Annotated in this window: 20 protein-coding genes; 6 read left to right on the top strand and 14 right to left on the bottom strand. The window is 61.9% G+C overall.

Annotated features, from left to right (window positions below):
- Both ASD12_RS30615 and ASD12_RS30610 read right to left on the bottom strand, forming a co-directional pair.
- Positions 1–642, bottom strand: a complete 642-nt coding sequence (locus tag ASD12_RS30615; RefSeq protein ID WP_056595667.1) for a 50S ribosomal protein L25/general stress protein Ctc — start codon at positions 640–642, stop codon at positions 1–3.
- A 197-nt stretch (positions 643–839) separates the two neighbouring features.
- Entirely contained in the window at positions 840–1,874 is a 1,035-nt protein-coding gene (locus ASD12_RS30610; RefSeq protein ID WP_056595664.1) for a class I SAM-dependent methyltransferase, read from the bottom strand.
- Positions 1,875–2,165: 291 nt separating this feature from the next.
- On the opposite strand from ASD12_RS30610, the gene ASD12_RS30605 reads away from it, so the two are divergent.
- Positions 2,166–4,172 carry an EAL domain-containing protein gene (locus ASD12_RS30605; RefSeq protein WP_056595661.1) on the top strand — a complete coding sequence of 669 codons (2,007 nt, stop codon included), beginning with the start codon at positions 2,166–2,168 and terminating at the stop codon, positions 4,170–4,172.
- Between the two features lie 100 nt (positions 4,173–4,272).
- Here the strand turns inward: ASD12_RS30605 and ASD12_RS30600 are convergent, their stop codons facing one another.
- The gene (locus ASD12_RS30600) at positions 4,273–4,701 is read right to left on the bottom strand and encodes a MarR family transcriptional regulator (protein ID WP_056595655.1); all 429 of its coding nucleotides are present in this window, start codon (positions 4,699–4,701) and stop codon (positions 4,273–4,275) included.
- A 149-nt stretch (positions 4,702–4,850) separates the two neighbouring features.
- Here ASD12_RS30600 and ASD12_RS30595 point away from each other — a divergent pair, with 149 nt between their 5' ends.
- Complete coding sequence (locus tag ASD12_RS30595; RefSeq protein ID WP_056595652.1) at positions 4,851–5,693, top strand: alpha/beta hydrolase; 843 nt, start codon at positions 4,851–4,853, stop codon at positions 5,691–5,693.
- A 67-nt stretch (positions 5,694–5,760) separates the two neighbouring features.
- Here ASD12_RS30595 and ASD12_RS30590 read toward each other — a convergent pair whose 3' ends face one another.
- Both ASD12_RS30590 and ASD12_RS30585 read right to left on the bottom strand, forming a co-directional pair.
- Complete coding sequence (locus ASD12_RS30590; protein WP_056595648.1) at positions 5,761–6,510, bottom strand: SDR family oxidoreductase; 750 nt, start codon at positions 6,508–6,510, stop codon at positions 5,761–5,763.
- Between the two features lie 226 nt (positions 6,511–6,736).
- Positions 6,737–7,981, bottom strand: coding sequence for an MFS transporter (locus tag ASD12_RS30585; RefSeq protein ID WP_056595646.1), 1,245 nt, complete (start codon positions 7,979–7,981; stop codon positions 6,737–6,739).
- 154 nt (positions 7,982–8,135) lie between these two features.
- Here ASD12_RS30585 and ASD12_RS30580 point away from each other — a divergent pair, with 154 nt between their 5' ends.
- Entirely contained in the window at positions 8,136–9,020 is an 885-nt protein-coding gene (locus tag ASD12_RS30580; RefSeq protein ID WP_056595643.1) for a helix-turn-helix transcriptional regulator, read from the top strand.
- A 115-nt stretch (positions 9,021–9,135) separates the two neighbouring features.
- Here ASD12_RS30580 and ASD12_RS30575 read toward each other — a convergent pair whose 3' ends face one another.
- The 8 genes from ASD12_RS30575 to ASD12_RS30545 all read right to left on the bottom strand — a co-directional run bounded on the left by ASD12_RS30575 (position 9,136) and on the right by ASD12_RS30545 (position 15,559).
- Positions 9,136–10,071, bottom strand: a complete 936-nt coding sequence (locus ASD12_RS30575) for a ribose-phosphate pyrophosphokinase (RefSeq protein ID WP_015316090.1) — start codon at positions 10,069–10,071, stop codon at positions 9,136–9,138.
- A gap of 155 nt (positions 10,072–10,226) precedes the next feature.
- On the bottom strand, positions 10,227–10,853 hold the full coding sequence (locus tag ASD12_RS30570; protein ID WP_056595640.1) for a hypothetical protein: 627 nt from the start codon (positions 10,851–10,853) through the stop codon (positions 10,227–10,229).
- Positions 10,854–10,896: 43 nt separating this feature from the next.
- A complete protein-coding gene (locus tag ASD12_RS30565; protein ID WP_056595637.1) occupies positions 10,897–12,048 on the bottom strand; it encodes a Xaa-Pro peptidase family protein in 1,152 nt (383 codons plus the stop codon).
- Positions 12,048–12,842, bottom strand: a complete 795-nt coding sequence (gene pgeF / locus ASD12_RS30560; protein ID WP_056595634.1) for a peptidoglycan editing factor PgeF — start codon at positions 12,840–12,842, stop codon at positions 12,048–12,050. The genes ASD12_RS30565 and pgeF overlap by 1 nt, the downstream gene beginning before the upstream one ends.
- Positions 12,843–12,961: 119 nt before the next feature.
- The gene (locus tag ASD12_RS30555) at positions 12,962–14,065 is read right to left on the bottom strand and encodes a class I SAM-dependent methyltransferase (protein ID WP_056595631.1); all 1,104 of its coding nucleotides are present in this window, start codon (positions 14,063–14,065) and stop codon (positions 12,962–12,964) included.
- Complete coding sequence (lgt, locus tag ASD12_RS30550) at positions 14,062–14,916, bottom strand: prolipoprotein diacylglyceryl transferase (protein ID WP_082525767.1); 855 nt, start codon at positions 14,914–14,916, stop codon at positions 14,062–14,064. The genes ASD12_RS30555 and lgt overlap by 4 nt, the downstream gene beginning before the upstream one ends.
- Before the next feature lie 82 nt (positions 14,917–14,998).
- Positions 14,999–15,250 carry a type II toxin-antitoxin system RelE/ParE family toxin gene (locus ASD12_RS33820; protein WP_320410762.1) on the bottom strand — a complete coding sequence of 84 codons (252 nt, stop codon included), beginning with the start codon at positions 15,248–15,250 and terminating at the stop codon, positions 14,999–15,001.
- 48 nt (positions 15,251–15,298) lie between these two features.
- On the bottom strand, positions 15,299–15,559 hold the full coding sequence (locus tag ASD12_RS30545; protein ID WP_056595628.1) for a type II toxin-antitoxin system ParD family antitoxin: 261 nt from the start codon (positions 15,557–15,559) through the stop codon (positions 15,299–15,301).
- A gap of 161 nt (positions 15,560–15,720) precedes the next feature.
- Here ASD12_RS30545 and ASD12_RS30540 point away from each other — a divergent pair, with 161 nt between their 5' ends.
- The 3 genes from ASD12_RS30540 to ASD12_RS30530 all read left to right on the top strand — a co-directional run bounded on the left by ASD12_RS30540 (position 15,721) and on the right by ASD12_RS30530 (position 17,255).
- Positions 15,721–16,023 (top strand): accessory factor UbiK family protein, encoded by a 303-nt coding sequence (locus ASD12_RS30540; RefSeq protein WP_056595625.1) that lies wholly within the window; start codon positions 15,721–15,723, stop codon positions 16,021–16,023.
- A 345-nt stretch (positions 16,024–16,368) separates the two neighbouring features.
- Entirely contained in the window at positions 16,369–16,869 is a 501-nt protein-coding gene (locus tag ASD12_RS30535; RefSeq protein ID WP_013893499.1) for a YbjN domain-containing protein, read from the top strand.
- 26 nt (positions 16,870–16,895) lie between these two features.
- Positions 16,896–17,255, top strand: coding sequence for a tRNA-binding protein (locus ASD12_RS30530; protein WP_056595622.1), 360 nt, complete (start codon positions 16,896–16,898; stop codon positions 17,253–17,255).
- Here the strand turns inward: ASD12_RS30530 and ASD12_RS30525 are convergent.
- Positions 17,252–18,274: a glycosyltransferase family 1 protein gene (locus ASD12_RS30525; RefSeq protein WP_056595619.1), complete on the bottom strand. Its 1,023-nt coding sequence runs from the start codon at positions 18,272–18,274 to the stop codon at positions 17,252–17,254. The two genes, ASD12_RS30530 and ASD12_RS30525, sit on opposite strands and share 4 nt — an antisense overlap.
- Positions 18,275–18,432 lie beyond the last annotated feature (158 nt).

The raw sequence follows: 18,432 nt of genomic DNA, 5'->3' as shown, positions 1-18,432 counted from the left end.
TTACTTCTCTTCGGCGGCAGGAGCCGCTTCAGGTGCAGCCACTTCAGCCGTCTCTTCCGTCTCCGGCTTCATCGCCGACGAACCGGCAATGGTCGCGATGGTGAAGTCGCGGTCGGAGATCACAGGCTTCACACCAGCCGGCAGCGTAACCGCCGAGATGTGGATCGAGTCGCCAATGTTGGCGCCGGTGAGATCGACGGTGATGAATTCCGGGATCGCATTGGCCGGGCAGTGGAACTCGACTTCGTGACGCACGATGTTGAGCACGCCGCCGCGCTTGATGCCGGGCGACTTGTCCTCGTTGATGAAGTGGACAGGCACGTCGACATTGACCTGGGTGTCCTTGCCGATGCGCAGGAAGTCGACATGGACAGGGAAATCCTTGACCGGGTCGAGCTGGAAGTCCTTCGGCAGGACCTGGATCTTCTTGCCGTCGACATCGATCGTGGCGATCGTGGTCAGAAACCCGCCGCCGTGGATCTTGTAGTAGATGTCCTTGTAGGTGAGCGCGATAGCCAGGGGAGGCTGCTTGTCACCATAGATTACTGCAGGCACTTTACCGTTGCGGCGAACTGCACGGGCGGACCCCTTACCGACCTGTTCGCGTGCTTCGGCCTTGAGCTCGTAAGTGTCGTGGCTCATGGCATTTCCTTTCGGTTTGTTCTGGAGCGTTCGCGGCTGGCAACGTGCCTGGACCGTAAACGTCGAAAGCCGCCGGGTGAGGCGGCCTTCCGCCGCGTTGCCTCCAAGGGTGTCTACGCGGGTGGCGGCTCTATAGCGGAAGGCGGCCGGAGGTGCAAGCCAAAGGCATGTCCGCCGGCGCGCAGCCCAGGCGGGTGTTATCCGCGCTTTTCGATGACGGCATAGAGCACGTTGCGGTTCTCGCCAAAGAACACCTGCGCCTCGACGGTGTTGCGGTCGACGCTGGCATTGACGATGTTCCACATGTCGACCTCCGATCGCAGCAGCAACACCCAGTCCATGAACGTCTCCCGGTACCCGGCGTCGGGGGTGCCCTCGGCGTAGTTCGCAAACAGGAATGTTCCGTTCGGCTTCAACATCTGCAGGCAGGTTTTGGTAAGTTTCACGGCGACGTTGTGCTGGAGGTAGTCGTAAAGGCCGGAGGCGTAGATGAAGTCGAACTTGCCCAGTTTGTGGCCTCTCGTGAGCACGGTTCGCACCGAGCCGTCGATGGCCTCGATCGCCGTGCCCTGGAAGTCGCGCGCAATCAATCCAACGCTCTGGGGATCCTGATCGAGTGCAACCCAACGCTTGAGGCGACCTTCCGCCAAGGCGACTGAACGGTTGGCCTCCCGCAAATGGCCGGCCGCGATCGCCAGGACCTCGGTTTGTGGTCCGTTCCTGGCCGCAATCTCATCGACATATCGGGTCAAGAGATCGCGTCGTTCCCGTGCCGCGACGCACGACGGGACGTTCTGGGTATGGCTATAGAGTGCCTTGCCGACCTCCGAGGCGTTTGCCACGCTTTCTGCCACATGCGGATCGCAATAGATGTAGTCGAGCAATTGCGCGTCGCCGGAATAGCCCCTGGGCTTGGTGAAGGACCAGTGCGTCAGTGGATCTTCGAGAAAATACTTCAGGATCGGGTGGTTCTGCGCCACCGGTATCAATGCATGCCAAACGTCGGGGTGAACCTTGGAACGCAGAGCGTTGAGGTACGACAGAAGGCGACGAACGATTTCGGCGGGGTCCTTGCTTTGTTCGACCTGCTGATGTGTCGCGTGGAGAATGAGCGCCAGCTCCGCGCGAGCAGTTTCGAACGCTTCGCCATGATGCTCGAGCTTTCCTCGAGGGAGACCGCTGGCGAGCATCTCGGCAGTAATCAAGCTTTTGCCATCAAGAACGGTTTGCACGCCATCACTCCATAGTTAACAGTGAGTTAACTTATTGCGTAGAATGCTCCCTTTGCCAATGTCGATCCGGTGGCATTTTATCGGTATGATTAATTTCCCGCAAACCATGTTCGTTCGTCAGACAGCTTCCGAGCCCGATTCCGGGTTCGAGTTAACGGAAACTTGTCTTGCGCGATTGCATTTGTGTGCCCGGCGTCGCAATCGCCGTCGCGTCTCAAGGAGCCGGCCCGCGTGGGGGCAGAAGCTGGAAATGGGTTCAGAATACAAAATCCCTTTCAAACGGGGTCTGTGATGAACGAACACCTGTCATCCGCATTGGCTGATACGGCTCATGCGGAACCGTATGAACCGCGCGACGAACCAGGGACCGACGAGCTTCGCACCCTTTACCGGACGGAAGCCCAGGCGACGCGAAGAGGGGAAGCCAGGCCAGGGCTTTGGATCGCCGTTCTCATCTATCTGTTGTTTTCGGTAACGGATCTGCTGCTGATTCCAGATGTGGCCGTCTATACGATCACGGCGCGCTTTGCGGTCGGACTGACCGCGCTTTTGACCCTGGAAGTACAGCTTCGCCGAGGGGTTGCAACGGAATGGCTTGACATGACTTGCGCCGGGGCCATCATCTTTGGTTATGTTGGTTGGTTGTGCCCTGCGGTTATGGGGGCGGACAAGGAAAGTGTCTCTTACTATATGGTTTTCGGCACCATCTTCATGATGAGTGCCAATCTCTTCTTCACGTTCAATTTTAAAGTTTCTATCATAACCTCCGCAATAATCTTGTTTATACTATACATTGTAAACTACTTTGTACCTTCTACGCTAACGTACAAAATGGTTTTTGGAACTTTCTACGTTTCTTGTTTCACATTCACGTCATATGTGAACTGGAAACTGAATGAGGAGCGCTACAATGTCTTCCTGAACGCCTTGGAAGCCAGGATTCAGCACAGTGAGGCGACCGAACGGGGCAAGGCCCTGCTGAGACTGTCGCGGACCGATCCGCTAACCGGTCTGGAGAACCGGCGGGCGATCGACGAGAAGCTGCGGGATTACTGGAGTGACTGGCAAAAGGTTGGCACCAGTTTCGGCGCGATCCTCATCGACGTGGACTTCTTCAAAAAGTTCAACGACTGCTACGGCCATCAGGAAGGCGACCGTTGCCTGATTCATGTCGCCAATGCCCTTAGCGACATGATCAAGCAGTACAATGGCTCCATCGGTCGCTACGGCGGTGAAGAGTTCATTGTCCTGGCCCGCATGGAGAAAAAAGAGCAGATCCTGGAGATCGCGGAAGCCATTTGCAGCGCGGTGGAGAACCTTGCGCTTACCCATGAGCTGCGGCGCGACGGGGTCTCGATCGTGACGGTGAGCGTTGGCGCTGCATTCACCAGGACGCAAACCGGCGCCAAGCTGGAGAAGATCATCCACGAGGCCGATCGCGCGCTCTATCTGGCAAAAGCCGGTGGTCGAAACTGTGCCCGGCTGTTCGATCCAACCGATCCGCAAAGCAGCGATGAGAGCGAGAACATCGCGGCTTTGCTGAAGATCGCGATCGGCCAGAATCTCGTTTCACTCGTTTATCAACCTATCCAGGATGTCGCATCGGACCGGGTTGAAGCCGTAGAGGCTCTGATGCGCCTCAAAATGCTGGACGGCACATCGGTTCCGCCGAGCCTGTTCATTCCCGTCGCGGAACGGACCGGCGCTATCCTGGAACTCGGGCGCTGGGCCATAAGAACAGTGTGCGCCGAGCTTCTGGCGGACGATCACGTCCGTGTCGTCAGTGTCAACGTCTCTCCAATCCAGCTCAAGACACCTGGCTTTGCAACGTCCGTCGCGACCATTCTGGGCGAGACCGGCGTCGCCGGCAACAGGCTGGCCTTCGAAATCACCGAAGGGCTGGAGATGGAGATGCATTCGGACATCCTTCGCTGCATCAGCGACCTGAAGCTGCTGGGGATCAAGATATGGCTTGATGACTTCGGGACGGGCTTCGCTGGCCTTTCGTGGCTTCGTCTGATCGATTTCGATACGGTGAAGATCGACCGATCGTTCCTGCACGACTGCAGCGCCCCGAATGGCAAGGCAATGCTCCAGGACATCATTACGCTGGTTCGAAATCGCGGCCACAAAATCCTGGTCGAAGGAGTGGAAACCGACGAACAGATGGCCCTCATGCGCGAATTCGGCATAGACAAGGTCCAGGGCTTTCATGTCGGCCGTCCCGCTCCCGCCGCTAGTTTCCAGGCAAAGCGGACCATGCGCAAACGGTCATTTGCCGTGCTTAAGTCGGCATGATAGCGGCCTCTTTTCGACGTTTTGGCTCAGCGCCGTCAGAAGCCATGCTGATGGCAATCAACCCATGAGAGGGCCGAGCGGCTACGCAGGGGCTGTGCGGCTACCGGTCGCGGGTCAACGCGTCGCGTAGCGCCTGGATCTGCCTGTTCAAGGCATCAAGCTCAGCCAGCGTCATGCCTGAGCGCTCGATCAGGGTCTCGTTCAGACAGTTGCACTGGACAAGCAGCGCGCGCCCGGCGGGGGTCAGGTCGACCTGCACCTGGCGTTCGTCGGTCTGGCTGCGCCGGCGGGTCACCAGCCCAGCCTGCTCCATGCGCTTCACCAGCGGCGTGACGGTGCTCGATTCCAGCGCGAGCCTGTGGGCGATGGTGCCGACCGACATGCCGTCGGCCTCTGCAAGCGCGTTCAGCACGAGATACTGCGGATAGGTAATCCCCATCTCGTCCAGCATCGGCTTGTAGGTGCGGTTGATCGCCATGCTGGTGGCGTAGAGCGTGAAACAGAGCTGATTGTCCAACGGGAGAGGCACGACGCATTCCTTTGCCGATTAATAGCGGATTATGTACCACGAAAAATGATATCGCGATATATATTTTTTGTAGACAGAGGGTTTGAACTGCGCTAAGTTTATTGTTATCGCGATATTGATTGTCGCGAGAACAATAATGGAGATTTGAGATGACCAAGCTCGGAAGCAGCACGATCACCACCAAGGACGGCACCGAGATTTTCTACAAGGACTGGGGGACCGGGCAGCCTGTTGTCTTCCATCATGGCTGGCCATTGAGCAGCGACGACTGGGACGCGCAGATGCTGTTTTTCCTGTCACAAGGCTACCGCGTCATTGCCCATGATCGGCGCGGACACGGCCGCTCGACCCAGACCGATATCGGCAACGAGATGGACACCTACGCCGCCGATGTCGCGGAACTCGCCGCCCATCTGGACCTCAGGAACGCCATCCATGTCGGTCATTCGACCGGCGGCGGTGAGGTGGCGCGCTATGTCGCCCAATACGGCTCAGGTGGCCGTGTTGCCAAGGCGGTGCTGATCGGCGCGGTGCCGCCGATCATGCTCAGGACCGCGGCCAATCCCGGCGGCTTGCCGATCGAGGTTTTCGATGGCTTCCGCTCTGGCGTGGCGGCCAACCGTGCCCAGCTTTACAGGGATGTCCCTGCCGGCCCGTTCTACGGGTTCAATCGTCCCGGCGCTGCAGTGTCGGAAGGCGTCATCGACAATTGGTGGCGCCAGGGCATGATGGGCGGCACCAAGGCGCATTATGACTGTATCAAGGCCTTCTCGGAAACCGACTTCACCGAGGATCTGAAGGCGATCGACGTGCCGGTGCTGGTCATGCATGGCGACGACGACCAGATCGTTCCGATCGCCGACTCGGCGCTACTGTCGGTCAAGCTGCTCAAGAAGGGCGAACTCAAGGTCTACAAGGGTTTCCCGCATGGCATGGCGACGACCCATGCCAACGTCATCAATGTCGACCTGCTGGCCTTCTTCAAGGCGTAAGGCTGTCAGTCAGATACACAAAGCACCCGCCATCTGGCGGGTGTTTTTGTGTCATGCTGTGCCGATTTCAGGCGATGCTCATGCCGCCGTCGATCAGCATTTCCGCACCGACCATGAAAGGGCATTCGTCCGAGGCCAGAAACACCACCGCATTGGCAATTTCCTCGGCGGTTCCGAAACGGCCTGCAGGCACCAGGCCGACCACCGCTTTCGCGCGGGCCTTCGCCGCTGCCGGATCCAGCCCAAGTTTGTCGTTGAGTGGCGTGTCGATCGGGCCTGGGCTGATCACATTGGCGCGGATGCCGCGCCCTATAAGCTCGCCCGAGAGCGTTCGCGCCAGGGAAATCATGCCGGCCTTGGCCAGCGAATAGACGTGCGTTCCTGCCATTCCCATATGCGCGTTGACCGAGCCGCTGAGGATGATCGACGACGGGTTCGAAAACAGTGGAACGAGCGCCTTGACCAGGAAGTACGGACCTTTGAGGTCGACATCGATGCTCCTGTCGAACGCCGCCTCGGTCCAGTCGCCAAGCGGACGCAGATCGGCGATGCCGGCATTGAGGAAGAGAGCGTCGAGCTTGCCGAAAGTTTCCCCGATCCGCCGTGCGATGCCGGTCTGGGCTGCTGCATCTCCGGCATCAGCGGCGATGACGAGCACGTCGCTGCCGAGCATGGTGCGCGCCTCCTCGAGACGGCTCGCATTGGTGCCGGTGATGGCGACGCGGGCGCCTTCCTCGATGAAACGACGCGCAGTCACCAAGCCGATGCCGCTGGTGCCGCCGGTGATCAACGCGACCTTACCTTTAAGTCTGGACATGACGGATTGCCTTTCTCAGTCGGAACTCTGCGTATCAATCGGTCGCACTGAGCCCGGTAGCTTATGTTCAACTTGAGGGCGTTCGCTGATCCGGCTCTGCGGTCTGAGCCATTTCTCGCGCGTGTTTCAAACACTAAAAAGCTTTTCACCCGGCGTGTGGTGAAGAATCACTGAGGGCGTGGCGGCCGCCACGCCCTCATGTCAAATCGCGAAGATCGGCTGATTTTTAACCGGTCGCGGCCTGTGCCTTCCTGGCTTCCTTCATGTTCGGCAGAAACACGGTGAGCAGGCCGAGCAGCGGCAGATACGAGCAGATCTGGAAGACATAGTCGATGCCCTTGATGTCGGCGACGACGCCGAGCACGGCGGCGGCGATGCCGCCCACGCCGAAGGCGAAGCCGAAGAAGATCCCGGCGATCATGCCGACGCGTCCCGGCACCAATTCCTGCGCGAAGACGACGATGTTGGAGAAGGCCGACGACAGGATCAGGCCGATCAGCACCGTCAGGATCATCGTCCATTCCATATTGGCGTAGGGCAGGGCCAGCGTGAAGGGAAGCACGCCGACGATGGAGAACCAGATCATCGCCTTCTGTCCATAGCGGTCGCCGAACGGGCCGCCGAGCAGGATGCCCAGCGCCGAGGCGCCGAGGAACAGGAACAGCATGACTTGGCTCATCTGAACCGAAACCCCGAACTTATGCATGGAGTAGAAGGTGTAGTAGCTGGCAAGGCTGGCGATATAGGCGTTCTTGGTCAACACCAGCAGCGTCAGCACCGCCAATGCCCACATCACCTTGCGGCGCGGGAAGGGCGAGACGAAGCTTACCGTCTTGCGGTTGCCCTGTGCGGCGCGCAGCCGGCTGTACCAGCCGCCGACCTGCCACAAAACGATGATGCCGATCAGCGAGCCGATGGCGAACCATGAGATGCTGGTCTGGCCGAAAGGCACGACGATGAAGGCCGCCAGCAGCGGCCCCATGGACTGGCCGAAATTGCCGCCGACCTGGAACAGCGATTGCGCCAGGCCGAAGCGGCCGCCAGAGGCGAAGCGGGCGATGCGCGAGGATTCCGGGTGGAAGATCGCCGAGCCGATGCCGATCAGCGAGGCGCCGATCAAGAGCAGCGAATAATGCCCGGCATAGGCGAGCACGACCAGGCCTATCAGCGACGACGCCATGCCGTAGGGCAGCGAGTAAGGCATCGGCCGCTTGTCGGTGATCATGCCGATCACCGGCTGCAGCAGCGATGCGGTCACCTGGAAGGTGAAGGTCAGAAGGCCGATCTGCCAGAAATCGAGGCCGTAATTCTCTTTCAGCAAGGGATAGATGGCCGATAGCAGCGACTGCATGATGTCGTTGATGCCGTGGCAGAAGCTCACCGCCAGGATGACGGTGAAGGCCGTCGCCTGGGCTGAAGCGTGACTGGCGCTCGCCGGTGGGGCGACGCTGGCGGCTGTCGTATCGGTCAAGGTAACGCTCCGTGGTCTTTTTGGCGGGCAGGCCCGCAGGACTAACTGGCGGGCGCTGCTGAAGGCCGCCTAAGGGACGGTTGCCTTATAAGCTGCTTGCGGGGTGACTTCTTTCGTGGTTTGGTCCAATAGTTTCGCAAGTGGGCCATACAAGATGCCGCACGGCAGAGAAGTCTTTCACGCCGGCAATGCCGATTTCGAGCAGTTGCACGAGCGCCGCTGGCAGTGGCTGGAGCAAGTGGCCGGGCCGGCGGTGGCGCTGCCGACGGAATATCCAGATGGCTACCGTGTACCGCAACACCGCCACAGCCGCAGCCAGTTGCTGCATGCGCTGGTCGGGGTTGTGCTGGTGACGACGCGCTACGGCCGCTGGATGGTGCCGCCCGACCATGCGATGTGGATTCCAGCCGGCACCGAGCATTCAGTCGAAATGCTGGGCGATGTGTCGATGCGCTCGGTCTATGTCATGCCGCAGGCGATCCCCGGGCTGCCCGAAGGCTTGCGCGTCGTCGGCGTCACCGACCTGATGCACAGCCTGATCGTGGAATCGGAGAAGCTGCCGCAAGGCGGCGAACTGGAAGGGCGCGGCGGGCTGATCATGAACCTGCTGCTGCATGAAATCCCGACCCTGCCGGAACGGCCGCTCGGGCTGCCGTTCCCGTCCGATCCCAGGCTGTCGGCGCTGTGCCGGCGTTTTGTCGCCGCACCGTCGCCGCACGCGACGATCGACGAGTGGGCCGATGCCGCCGGCATGAGCCGCCGCTCCTTCACCCGCGCCTTCCAGCGCCAGACCGGCCTGTCGCTGTCGACATGGCGCCAGCAGGCCTGCCTGTTCGCGGCGCTGCCCAGGCTCGCCGACGGCGAGCCGATCACCAGGGTGGCGCTCGATCTCGGCTATGACAGCGTGCCGGCCTTCATCACCATGTTCAAGCGCATGCTGGGCGCGTCGCCGCGTGGCTATATGCGCGGCGCACGCGAAAGCGTCGAAGTCGCCCGTCGCCTGATCGGTCCGATTCGGTTGGAAAGCCCTGCGCCGTAACGGCAGGCCAGTCTAAAGCGTGTCGCGTCTGAATGGATTCGGACGACCCGCTTTAGGTCTTTGTTTTGATGCATGTCGTTCTCCCAAAACCGAGGTCACTTTTGGGCGACATGCATTAGTCGAAGAGACTGGACACCGATTCTTCGGTCGCCGTGCGTGAGATGGCTTCGCCCATCAGGTCGGCGATCGAGATGACGCGGATGTTCGGCGCGTCGAGCACGCCCTGGGTCGGCTGGATGGAATCGGTGATCACCAGCTCCTGCAACTTCGAGCCGCTGATGCGGGCAACCGCACCGCCCGATAGCACGCCGTGGGTGATGTAGGCGGTGACGCTGGTGGCGCCGTTGGCCAGCAGCGCATCGGCGGCATTGCATAGCGTGCCGCCGGAATCGACGATGTCGTCGATCAGCAGGCAATCCTTGCCGGCGACCGCGCCGATGATGTTCATGACTTCCGATTCACCGGGACGCTCACGGCGCTTGTCGACAATGGCGAGTTGCGCGTCGAAGCGTTTGGCCAGCGCACGGGCGCGGACCACGCCGCCGATGTCGGGCGACACCACCACGACATTGCCGAGCTGTTTGTATTTGGCCTTCACGTCGCGGGCCATGACCGGCACCGAGAACAGATTGTCGGTCGGGATGTCGAAAAAGCCCTGGATCTGGCCGGCATGCAGGTCGAGCGTCAGAACGCGGTCGACGCCGGCGCGGGTGATCATGTTGGCGACCAGCTTGGCCGAGATCGGTGTGCGGCCGGAGGCGCGGCGGTCCTGCCTGGCGTAGCCGAAATAGGGAATCACCGCCGTGATGCGCTTGGCCGACGAGCGCATGAAGGCATCGATCATGATGAGCAGTTCCATCAGGTGATCGTTGGTCGGGAACGAGGTCGACTGCAGGATGAAGACATCCTCGCCGCGCACGTTTTCCTGGATTTCGACGAAGATTTCCTGATCGGCGAAGCGCCTGACACTGGCCTTGCCCAGCGGGACGTTGAGGTACCGGGCGACCGCTTCGGCCAGCACCCTGTTGGAATTGCCCGCGAAGAGTTTCATGCACGGTTCCTGGTGGAGGATGGAAAGACCTGACGGACTCGCCTGCGCCCTTTAACCGGGCTTTTAGCGGCCCGCGCCGGTATTGCAAGCGCCGAGATCGGGAATCCGCCGGCTAAACTCAAGAAAGCTCCGCGCCATCACCGGCAGGCAACATTTCAGCCCGCCTTGCCGCCAAGCCAGGCCGCGAATTGGTCGATGGTCTGGTCGGCGATCGCCTGCATGGTTGCCGGCGAGACCCCCTTCCAGCTGTCGCCGCCCCCGCTGTCGCCGGATTTGACCGATGGCGCCTTCTGCTGGCCGTTGATGCGGTGCAGGCGGTTGCCGGCGGGGTCGTAGACGTCCCAGACATAGATGACGGTGGTGTCCGTGCCTTCCGACATCGTCGAGAAATAGCCCTTCAGCACATGGGTCGCGGTCTGATCGGCGCTGCCGGCGAGCGTGATGCCGCGCTGCCTGGCGCGCGTCTGCAGCTCCGCTGTCAGCGGTGTCGCGGCTTCCACCGAAGCGCCGACGATCGGCGCGATCTGCAGGCGGGTCTTCGACAGGATCGCAGCGCTTTGGGCAGATGTGAGCGGTGTGGCGGCGGTTGCAAGAGCGCCCGCAGTGGTGCCGGCCGGCGCCGGAACCGTGGCTGCCGTGTTGCCTGACGTGGCGGGCTGCGTCGGTGCCGACGTCGCCGGCGGGGTGATGGCGGAAGGTTCGAGAACGTCCTTTGCGTTGGTGCAGGCGGCAAGAGCCAATGCCACAAGCAATGACACGGTCGTCACATGCGATCGTCTCATTTGCCTTCTAACTCCTTGGCGAAGAACGCCTCCCATTATGGATTCACTGTACGATCAAGTCGAGATCATGGCGGGACAGCGGCTTGGGCTGGGATTCGGTGGTCAGGTAGGTGCGGCCAAGCGTCATCGCCGTCTCGGTGTCGGAATCCATGATGATCATGTGGGCGAACAGCGTCATGTTGGGCGCGATCGGTTCGGGGTTGCCCTGGTAGAACATCGGCATGTCCATCCAGGACGGTGTGAAGCGGGCGCCGACCGAGTAGCCGCAGGCGTTCAGCCGGTGCTTGGTCAGGCCGTGCGCCTCCATGGTGCGGGCATGCGCATCGAATACGTCGCCGAAGCTGTTGCCCGGCGCCATTGCCTTTTCGACGGCCAGAAGCGCTGCGCGCGCCGCGTCGAACAGCTCCTGATGGCGCTTCGACACCTTGCCGGTCAGCACCGTGCGCATCATCGGTGCGTGGTAGTGGTTGAAGACGCCTGCCCATTCGAGCGTCAGCTGGTCGTTCTTGGTGAGCTTGCGGCGGCCGGCCTTGTAGCGGCATAGCAGCGCGTCAACGCCGGAGCCGATGATGAACTCGTTGGCCGGATAGTCGCCGCCGCCGGCAAAGACCGCACCTTGCATGGCGGCCAGGATCAGCGCTTCGTCGCCGCCCTGCTTGATCAGCGGCAGGGCCGCATCGAGCGCATCGTCGGAGAGATTGGCGGCCTTCTCGGCCTTGACGATTTCGGCAGGGCTCTTGAACAGGCGCAGCCGGCCGACAATGCCGGACGCATCGGCGATCTGGCCGAAGGTCTGCAACTGTTCGTCAAGCCGGCGGCCATTGAAGGCGGTCAGGCCGTGGGTGTCGTATTCGACACCGATGCGGGCGCCGAGCAGGTCAAGCTCGTTGAGCAGATTGCGCAGGTCGACCGCCGGATTGGCACCGTTGCGGTCGGTCCACAGGACGATGTTGTCGATGATCGAGGTCTGGCGCGCCTGGCGCAGATCGGCCGAGCGGGTAAGCAACACCATCGAACCGTCGGCCTTCACCACCAGGCACTGGAAGAAGCAGAAGCCGAACGTGTCGTAGCCGGTCAGCCAGTACATGCTTTCCTGCGCGAACAGCAGGATGGCGTCGAGCTTCTTCTCGGCCATCTCGATCATCAGCCGGTCGCGCCGCGCGTCAAATTCCGATCGTTCAAAATGCAGCGCCATTATTCTCTCTCCAAAACGATTGCCGAAATCTGCCGGCCGTAGTCGAGCTCCTTGCGGTGCGTGGTGCGCCGGTAGGAGTAAAACAGATCTTCCTCGGCATAGGTGCAGCGGCCGAGGCCCTCGGCCGTCACGCCGGCCTTGGCCAGCCGGTCGATCGTGTAGCGGTTGAGGTCGAACATCGCATGGCCGGCATCGGTGGATGGCGCGAAATAGCCGATGTTTTCAGTGTCGGCCTCAACGAAGCGGGCGACGAATTCCGGGCCGACCTCATAGTTTTCCGGGCCGATCGAGGGGCCGAGCACGGCGACGATGTTTTCGCGCCGGGCGCCAAGACTTTCCATGGCGAGGATGGTGTTTTCGAGCACACCGGTGAACGCGCCTTTCCAGCCGGCATGCGCGGCGCCGATGATGCGCGCCTCAGCGTCCGCGAACAGCACCGGACCGCAATCGGCGGTCGAGGCGCCGATGGCGACGCCCGGCCGGTCGGTGACGATGGCGTCGGCCTTGGGCCGCTCGCCGGCAAAGGGTTCGCTGACGATGACGACGTGGGGCGAATGGATCTGCCAGGCGGTCAACAAATGGCTCGCCGGCACGCCCATCCAGGCGGCGACGCGGGCGCGGTTCTCGGCCACCAGTGCCTGGTCGTCGTCCGATCCGGTGCCGATGTTGAGGCCCTGATAGATGCCGCCGGAGACACCGCCGATGCGGGTGAAATAGCCGTGGCGAATGCCTTGTGCCTGCGCCTTGTCCAGCAGCGGCGACCGAACGGGATCCGGTTTGGTCTGATTCGACATGCAGGCGTTGTTGTCCGTGTGGGCGGTTTCGTCAAGAAAAAGTCCGGGTGCAAAATGCAGGCGGCCGGTGGCGCCGTGCTTTTGCCGGACGGGAGATTGGGAGGGGCGGCGGTGAAAAGTCAATCCGCCGTGGCAAATGGCGTCGTTGCAAAGAGTGGGGCGGCCACGCCGCGTGGCAGCACGGCAAGCACCTTGAACAGATCGCCCATGGCTTGCGGCCCGGCGAGGCGCTCGACATCGTCAGCGATCTTGTCGCGTGCCGCCCGGTCGGCATCCGCGCCGAGCCGGCCGGCGCGTTCGAGAATGCCCATGCCGAGCAGAAAGTCGCCCTGCGTTGACAGATGGGCGTCGAGGCCATGCGCGCGCACGATCGCGGCAAGGGCGGCGAAATCGACATGGGTGGTGAGGTCGGCCTCGCCGGGATTGGCCAGCACATCTTCGTGATTGTGGCCGCGCAAGGCCTGCAGCGTGTCGCCGATACCCGGCTGGAGATGGCCATAATCGAGAAACAGGCCGGCGCCGCCATCCTTGGATATGCGCTCGGCGATGGCTGCCATCAGCGCGGTGCGGGCTGGCGCGACCTCGACGATCGCACCCTGCGGCGCCTCAGTGGCAGCGGCGGGCAGCAGCGTCGGGTCGACAGAACCGGCACCGGCGAAGAAGCAAAGGTCATCGGCGTCGTCGAGGCCAACCATGCGTTCGCGCCAGCCGGCGCCGGCGCGGACGAACTGGCGGACGGGTACGGCGTCGAAGAGTTCGTTGCCGACGATGAACAGCGGCTGCCGCGGCAAGGCCTCGATGGTTTCGTGCCAACGAACCGCGAAAGGTGTGACGCCAAGCGTCTGTTGCTGGACCTCTGTCAGGCGCGGGCTGGTCTCGATCATGGCGAAGGTAGCGCCGTTGGCCAGATCAGGATCAAGCCGCGACAGCGTGCGCAGCATGTCCTTCATCAGCGTGCCGCGACCGGGGCCGATCTCGGCGATGGTAACCGGCAGCGGCCGGCCGCTCGCCAGCCAGGCCTGGTAGAGCCAGACGGCGACCAGTTCGCCGAACATCTGGCTGATCTCGGGCGCCGTGATGAAGTCGCCGGCCGCACCAAAGGGTTCGCGCGTCGTGTAATAACCGTCCGTCGGGTCGAACAGGCATAGCGCCATGTATTCGTTGACGGGAAGCGGTCCCAATGCCTCGATCAGGTCGACGATGCGGGTTTTCAGCCGTGTCATGCCGGCTGCGGCTGTGCCACCGGCTTGGCGGTCAGCATCGCCCAGATACCGGCCAGCACCATCGGGGTAGAAAGGATCATGCCCATGGTCAGCCAGTTGGTACCGAGGAGATAGCCGAGCTGCTGATCGGGCTCGCGGAAGAACTCGACGAAGATGCGCGACAGGCCATAGCCGCAGATGAAGGCGCCGCCGACGAAGCGCGGCGTCTTCAGCTTGAGGCGCGAATGGGTGAGGATGCGCAGCACGAGGAACAGCACCACGCCCTCGAGCAGCGCCTCATAGAGCTGGCTCGGATGACGGGCAAACGGCCCGCCATTTGGGAATTCGAACGCCCACGGCACGTCGGTTGGCCGCCCCCACAGCTCGGAATTGATGAAATTGGCGACGCGCACCAGGCCAAGGCCGACCGGCACGCCGGCCGCCACGACATCGAACAGCGACCAGGGGCGGATGCCGCGCTTGATGGAAAACAACGTCATGGCCAGGATGACGCCGAGCAGGCCACCATGGAATGACATGCCGCCCTGCCAGACCGCGAAGATGTCGAGCGGGTGCGCGATGTAGCGCGGCAGATCGTAGAACAGCACATAGCCGGTGCGGCCTCCCAGCACGACGCCGATGGCCGCCCAGACGATGAAATCGTCGAGATCCTCCGGCTTCATCGGCAGGACGCCGTTCGGCCACAGCCTTGCATTGGCGGCGAGCCGCTTGGCGTACCACCAGGCGAACAGGATGCCAACGATGTAGCCGACGCCGTACCAGTGCACCGCCAGCGGTCCGATCTGGATGAGGATCGGGTTGATGTTGGGGAAGGGCAAGGAGGCCAGCGGCAGCAGGAAATATTCGTTCAACGGGGGACTCTCGGTTGCGAAACGCGTTTGGGCGCGGACCATGCGGCAGGCTTTTGGCAGGGTCAAGGCAAGGTGGACGCACTCAATTGTCGGGGAACAAGATCGTTCCAAAATCCATCGCGCCGTGCAGGATGTGCATTATCTCCAGGGTGTCAGCGCTAACGCGGTAGAAAATCAGACAATTGCCATGAACGCGCCGACGAATGCCTGAGGATCGATGCCGCTCAAAGAGCGGATGCCGCTCCGGCATGGTGCGCAATTCCATGCAATCGCGGCGCAATTCCTGAATGAACGTCACCGCACGAAATGCGGTTGTGCAGCGCGATGTAGTCACCAATGGCTGCAAGGTCCGCTTCAGCCCGACGGGTGAAGACCAGCCGCCTCACTTGTTCTTCTCTGCCATCGCCTTGTATTTGGCTTCGAGTCTGTCCAGCACCTCGTCGCCGGGCTTCACCCGGCCGGCGTCGGCATCTGCAATGCCTTCTGCGAGGGCTGCGTCGAGGGCCGCAAGGCGCTTTTCCCGCTCTTCGACGAGGCGAACGCCTTCGCGTAGCACTTCGCTCTTCGAATTATAGCGACCGGTGCTGACAAGCTGATTGACGATATCCTCAAGACGGGTACCCAAGTCTGCGCTAATGGCCATGACGGTGCTCCTGCAAACTGCTCCCAGACAATAATAGTTATTGATTAGATTTGCCAGTGTTTTGGACAAGGGCGGGGCCGACTTGATGCCGCAGCAGCCTTAACGTTCTTGCATTCGACGCGCGGCACCACTACGTCATTTCGAGCAAGCGAGGATTTGCCATGTCGACCGGACCGAACCGCATTCTCGATGAATTCGCCAAGCTGATGACCGACGCCGCCGGCGCCGCGCAGGGCGTGCGCCGTGAGGTGGAGACGGCCTTCAAGGGGCAGGCCGAACGCATTCTCAACACCATGGACGTGGTGCAGCGCGAAGAGTTCGAAGCCGCCCGCGAGATGGCCGCCAAGGCTCGGGAAGAAAACACCCGCCTTGCCGAGCGTATCGAGGCGCTCGAGGCGAAGCTTGCCGAACTGGCTGGTGACGCCGCACCAGCGGCGCCGACCAAGCCCCGCGCAAAAAAATAATCGTTAAACTTTTCCACATAGCCCGATCCTGAAAAGCGCTTTGCCGTGAATCGCTTAACGGCATTGCATGAATCTTTGTGATAGCGGCTTTCCACATGCGAATGACGCAGTGCGAAAAATTGGGCTGTTCACGCGACTCCCGATCAATAGACTGAATTTGTTGCATGATTCGGAGCAGGGTCATGCGGCCGGGCGGTGGGGTCCGGTCTGGGGTCTTTGCGTCGAGAAGCAGTCTTTTGCGCGAAGAAAGTCCTGGCCGTCCGAGTTCTAGACAAGATTGTTCGTTGTGTGTGCCCTCTCGCGGAGCGTGTGGCGGCGCTCGTACAGAACGACAGGAAGCATTCCATGGAACTTCTCGAACTCGAATTCTCCCGCGAAATCCATCCGGTGGATGTTATCGAGCAGGTGGCCCACAACAACGACTGGTCCTTTGAGCGGGCCGGCGACGACGAGATTTCGATCTCGGTTGCCGGAAGCTGGACCGACTATCACGTCTCTTTCTCGTGGATGGAGGATTTCGAGGCGCTGCACCTGGCCTGCGCCTTCGACATCAAGGTGCCGGAGACCCGCGCGCTGGAAGTGATGCGGCTCTTGTCGCTCATCAACGAGCAGATGCTGTTCGGCCATTTCGACCTCTGGGAGCAGGAGGGTGCGATCATGTTCCGCCAGTCGCTGCTCTTGGCCGGCGGGGTCGAGCCGTCGAGCCAGCAGGTCGAAGTCCTGCTGTCGTCGGCGCTGGAAGCCTGCGAATGCTATTTCCAGGCGTTTCAGTTCGTCGTCTGGTCGGGAACCTCGGCCAAGGACGCGCTGGCCGGCGTGCTATTCGAGACCTATGGCAACGCCTGAGTCCCCGTAAGGCAGACAAGACCAAGATGAGTTCGAGCAGCGAGCGTAAGCCAGAGATCAGTTTTGCCGACTTCGATCGTGTCGACATCCGCGCCGGCACGATCGTCGAGGCCGAGCCGTTTCCGCAGGCGCGCAAGCCGGCGTTCAAGCTGAAGATCGATTTCGGCGCCGGCATCGGCATCAAGAAATCGTCGGCGCAGATCACGAAATACTATGCGCCGGAGACGCTGATCGGCCGGCAGGTGTTCGCGGTGGTCAATTTCCCGCCGCGCCAGATCGGCCCGTTCATGTCGGAAGTGCTGACGCTCGGCTTTCCCGATGAGGAGGGCGCCGTGGTGCTCGGTGCCATCGAGCGCAAGGTGCCGGACGGCGGCAGGTTGTTTTAGGCTGCCAGCTTCCGCGTCGTTCCCAGCGCTTCCTCGACCGTGTCGAGGAACATTTCCGCGCAGGCATTCCAGCTGTAGCGCATGGCGCGTTCGCGTGCCTGCGCGCGGTCGACGTTGAGCGCAGCGAGCGAGGCCTCGCGCAGATCGTTGGAAACTGCGCCGCCAAAACCGTCGCCGACGATGTCGATCGGCCCGGTCACCGGATAGGCGGCGACCGGCGTGCCGCTGGCCAGCGCCTCGATGATGACATTGCCGAAGGTGTCGGTGCGGCTCGGGAAGACGAAGACGTCGGCCGAGGCGTAGATCTCAGCCAGTTCGTCATTGGGGCGATGGCCGAGGAAATGCGCCTGCGGGTATTTCGCCTTGAGCCTGGCAAGCTCGGGGCCTTCGCCCACGATCACCTTGCTGCCCGGCAGGTCGAGGTCGAGGAAGGCGGAGAGGTTCTTTTCGATGGCGACGCGGCCGACGCAGAGGAAGACCGGGCCGGGGAAGCCGAGATCCTTCTTCTTGTCCGGGCGGAAATGATCGGTGTCGACGCCGCGCGTCCATGGCCGCAGCTTGGTGAAGCCGCGCGCCGCAAGATCGTCGGCGAGCGACTGGGTGGCGACCAGCGTGCCCTGGCCGGAATTGTGAAAATCGCGCAGCCAGCGATAGGCCCAGCTTTCCGGCACCGGCAGGCGGGCGCTGAGATATTCGGGAAAGCGCGTGTGATAGCTGGTGGTGAACGGCCGGCCGGCATTGCGGCAATAGCGCCGCGCCATGATGCCGAGCGGACCCTCGGTGACGATGTGGATGTGGTCTGCCTTGCCGGCTTCTATCAGGCGAGCGACATGGCCGGGCGTGGTCAGCGCCAGCCTTATGTCGGGATAGGTCGGCAGGGGCAGGGTGCGAAAGATGTTGGGCGTCAAAAAATCCACCGCGACATCGAAGGATTTCAGCGTTTCGGTGAGCCGCTCCAGCGTATGGACGACGCCGTTGACCTGCGGGCGCCAGGCGTCGGTGACCATCAGTATGCGCATGGCGGCCCTTTGCAGGAAAGGTCGGCGGTTGCCTTGAGACGATGCCGGAACGGCGACCAGCCCGCTGCCCGCGCTTCGCTCCAGCGCACCCGGGCGGGCACGGGATCGAAGTGAGGCGGCAAGGCCGAATCAATTGAGGTCGCGCGCTTCATGCGCGC

It is taken from the genome of Mesorhizobium sp. Root102 (genome assembly GCF_001425625.1).
Classification (GTDB): Bacteria; Pseudomonadota; Alphaproteobacteria; order Rhizobiales; family Rhizobiaceae; genus Mesorhizobium.
Note: the sequence above shows the minus strand (reverse complement) of the source record. Positions and strands in the feature narration are given on the sequence as shown.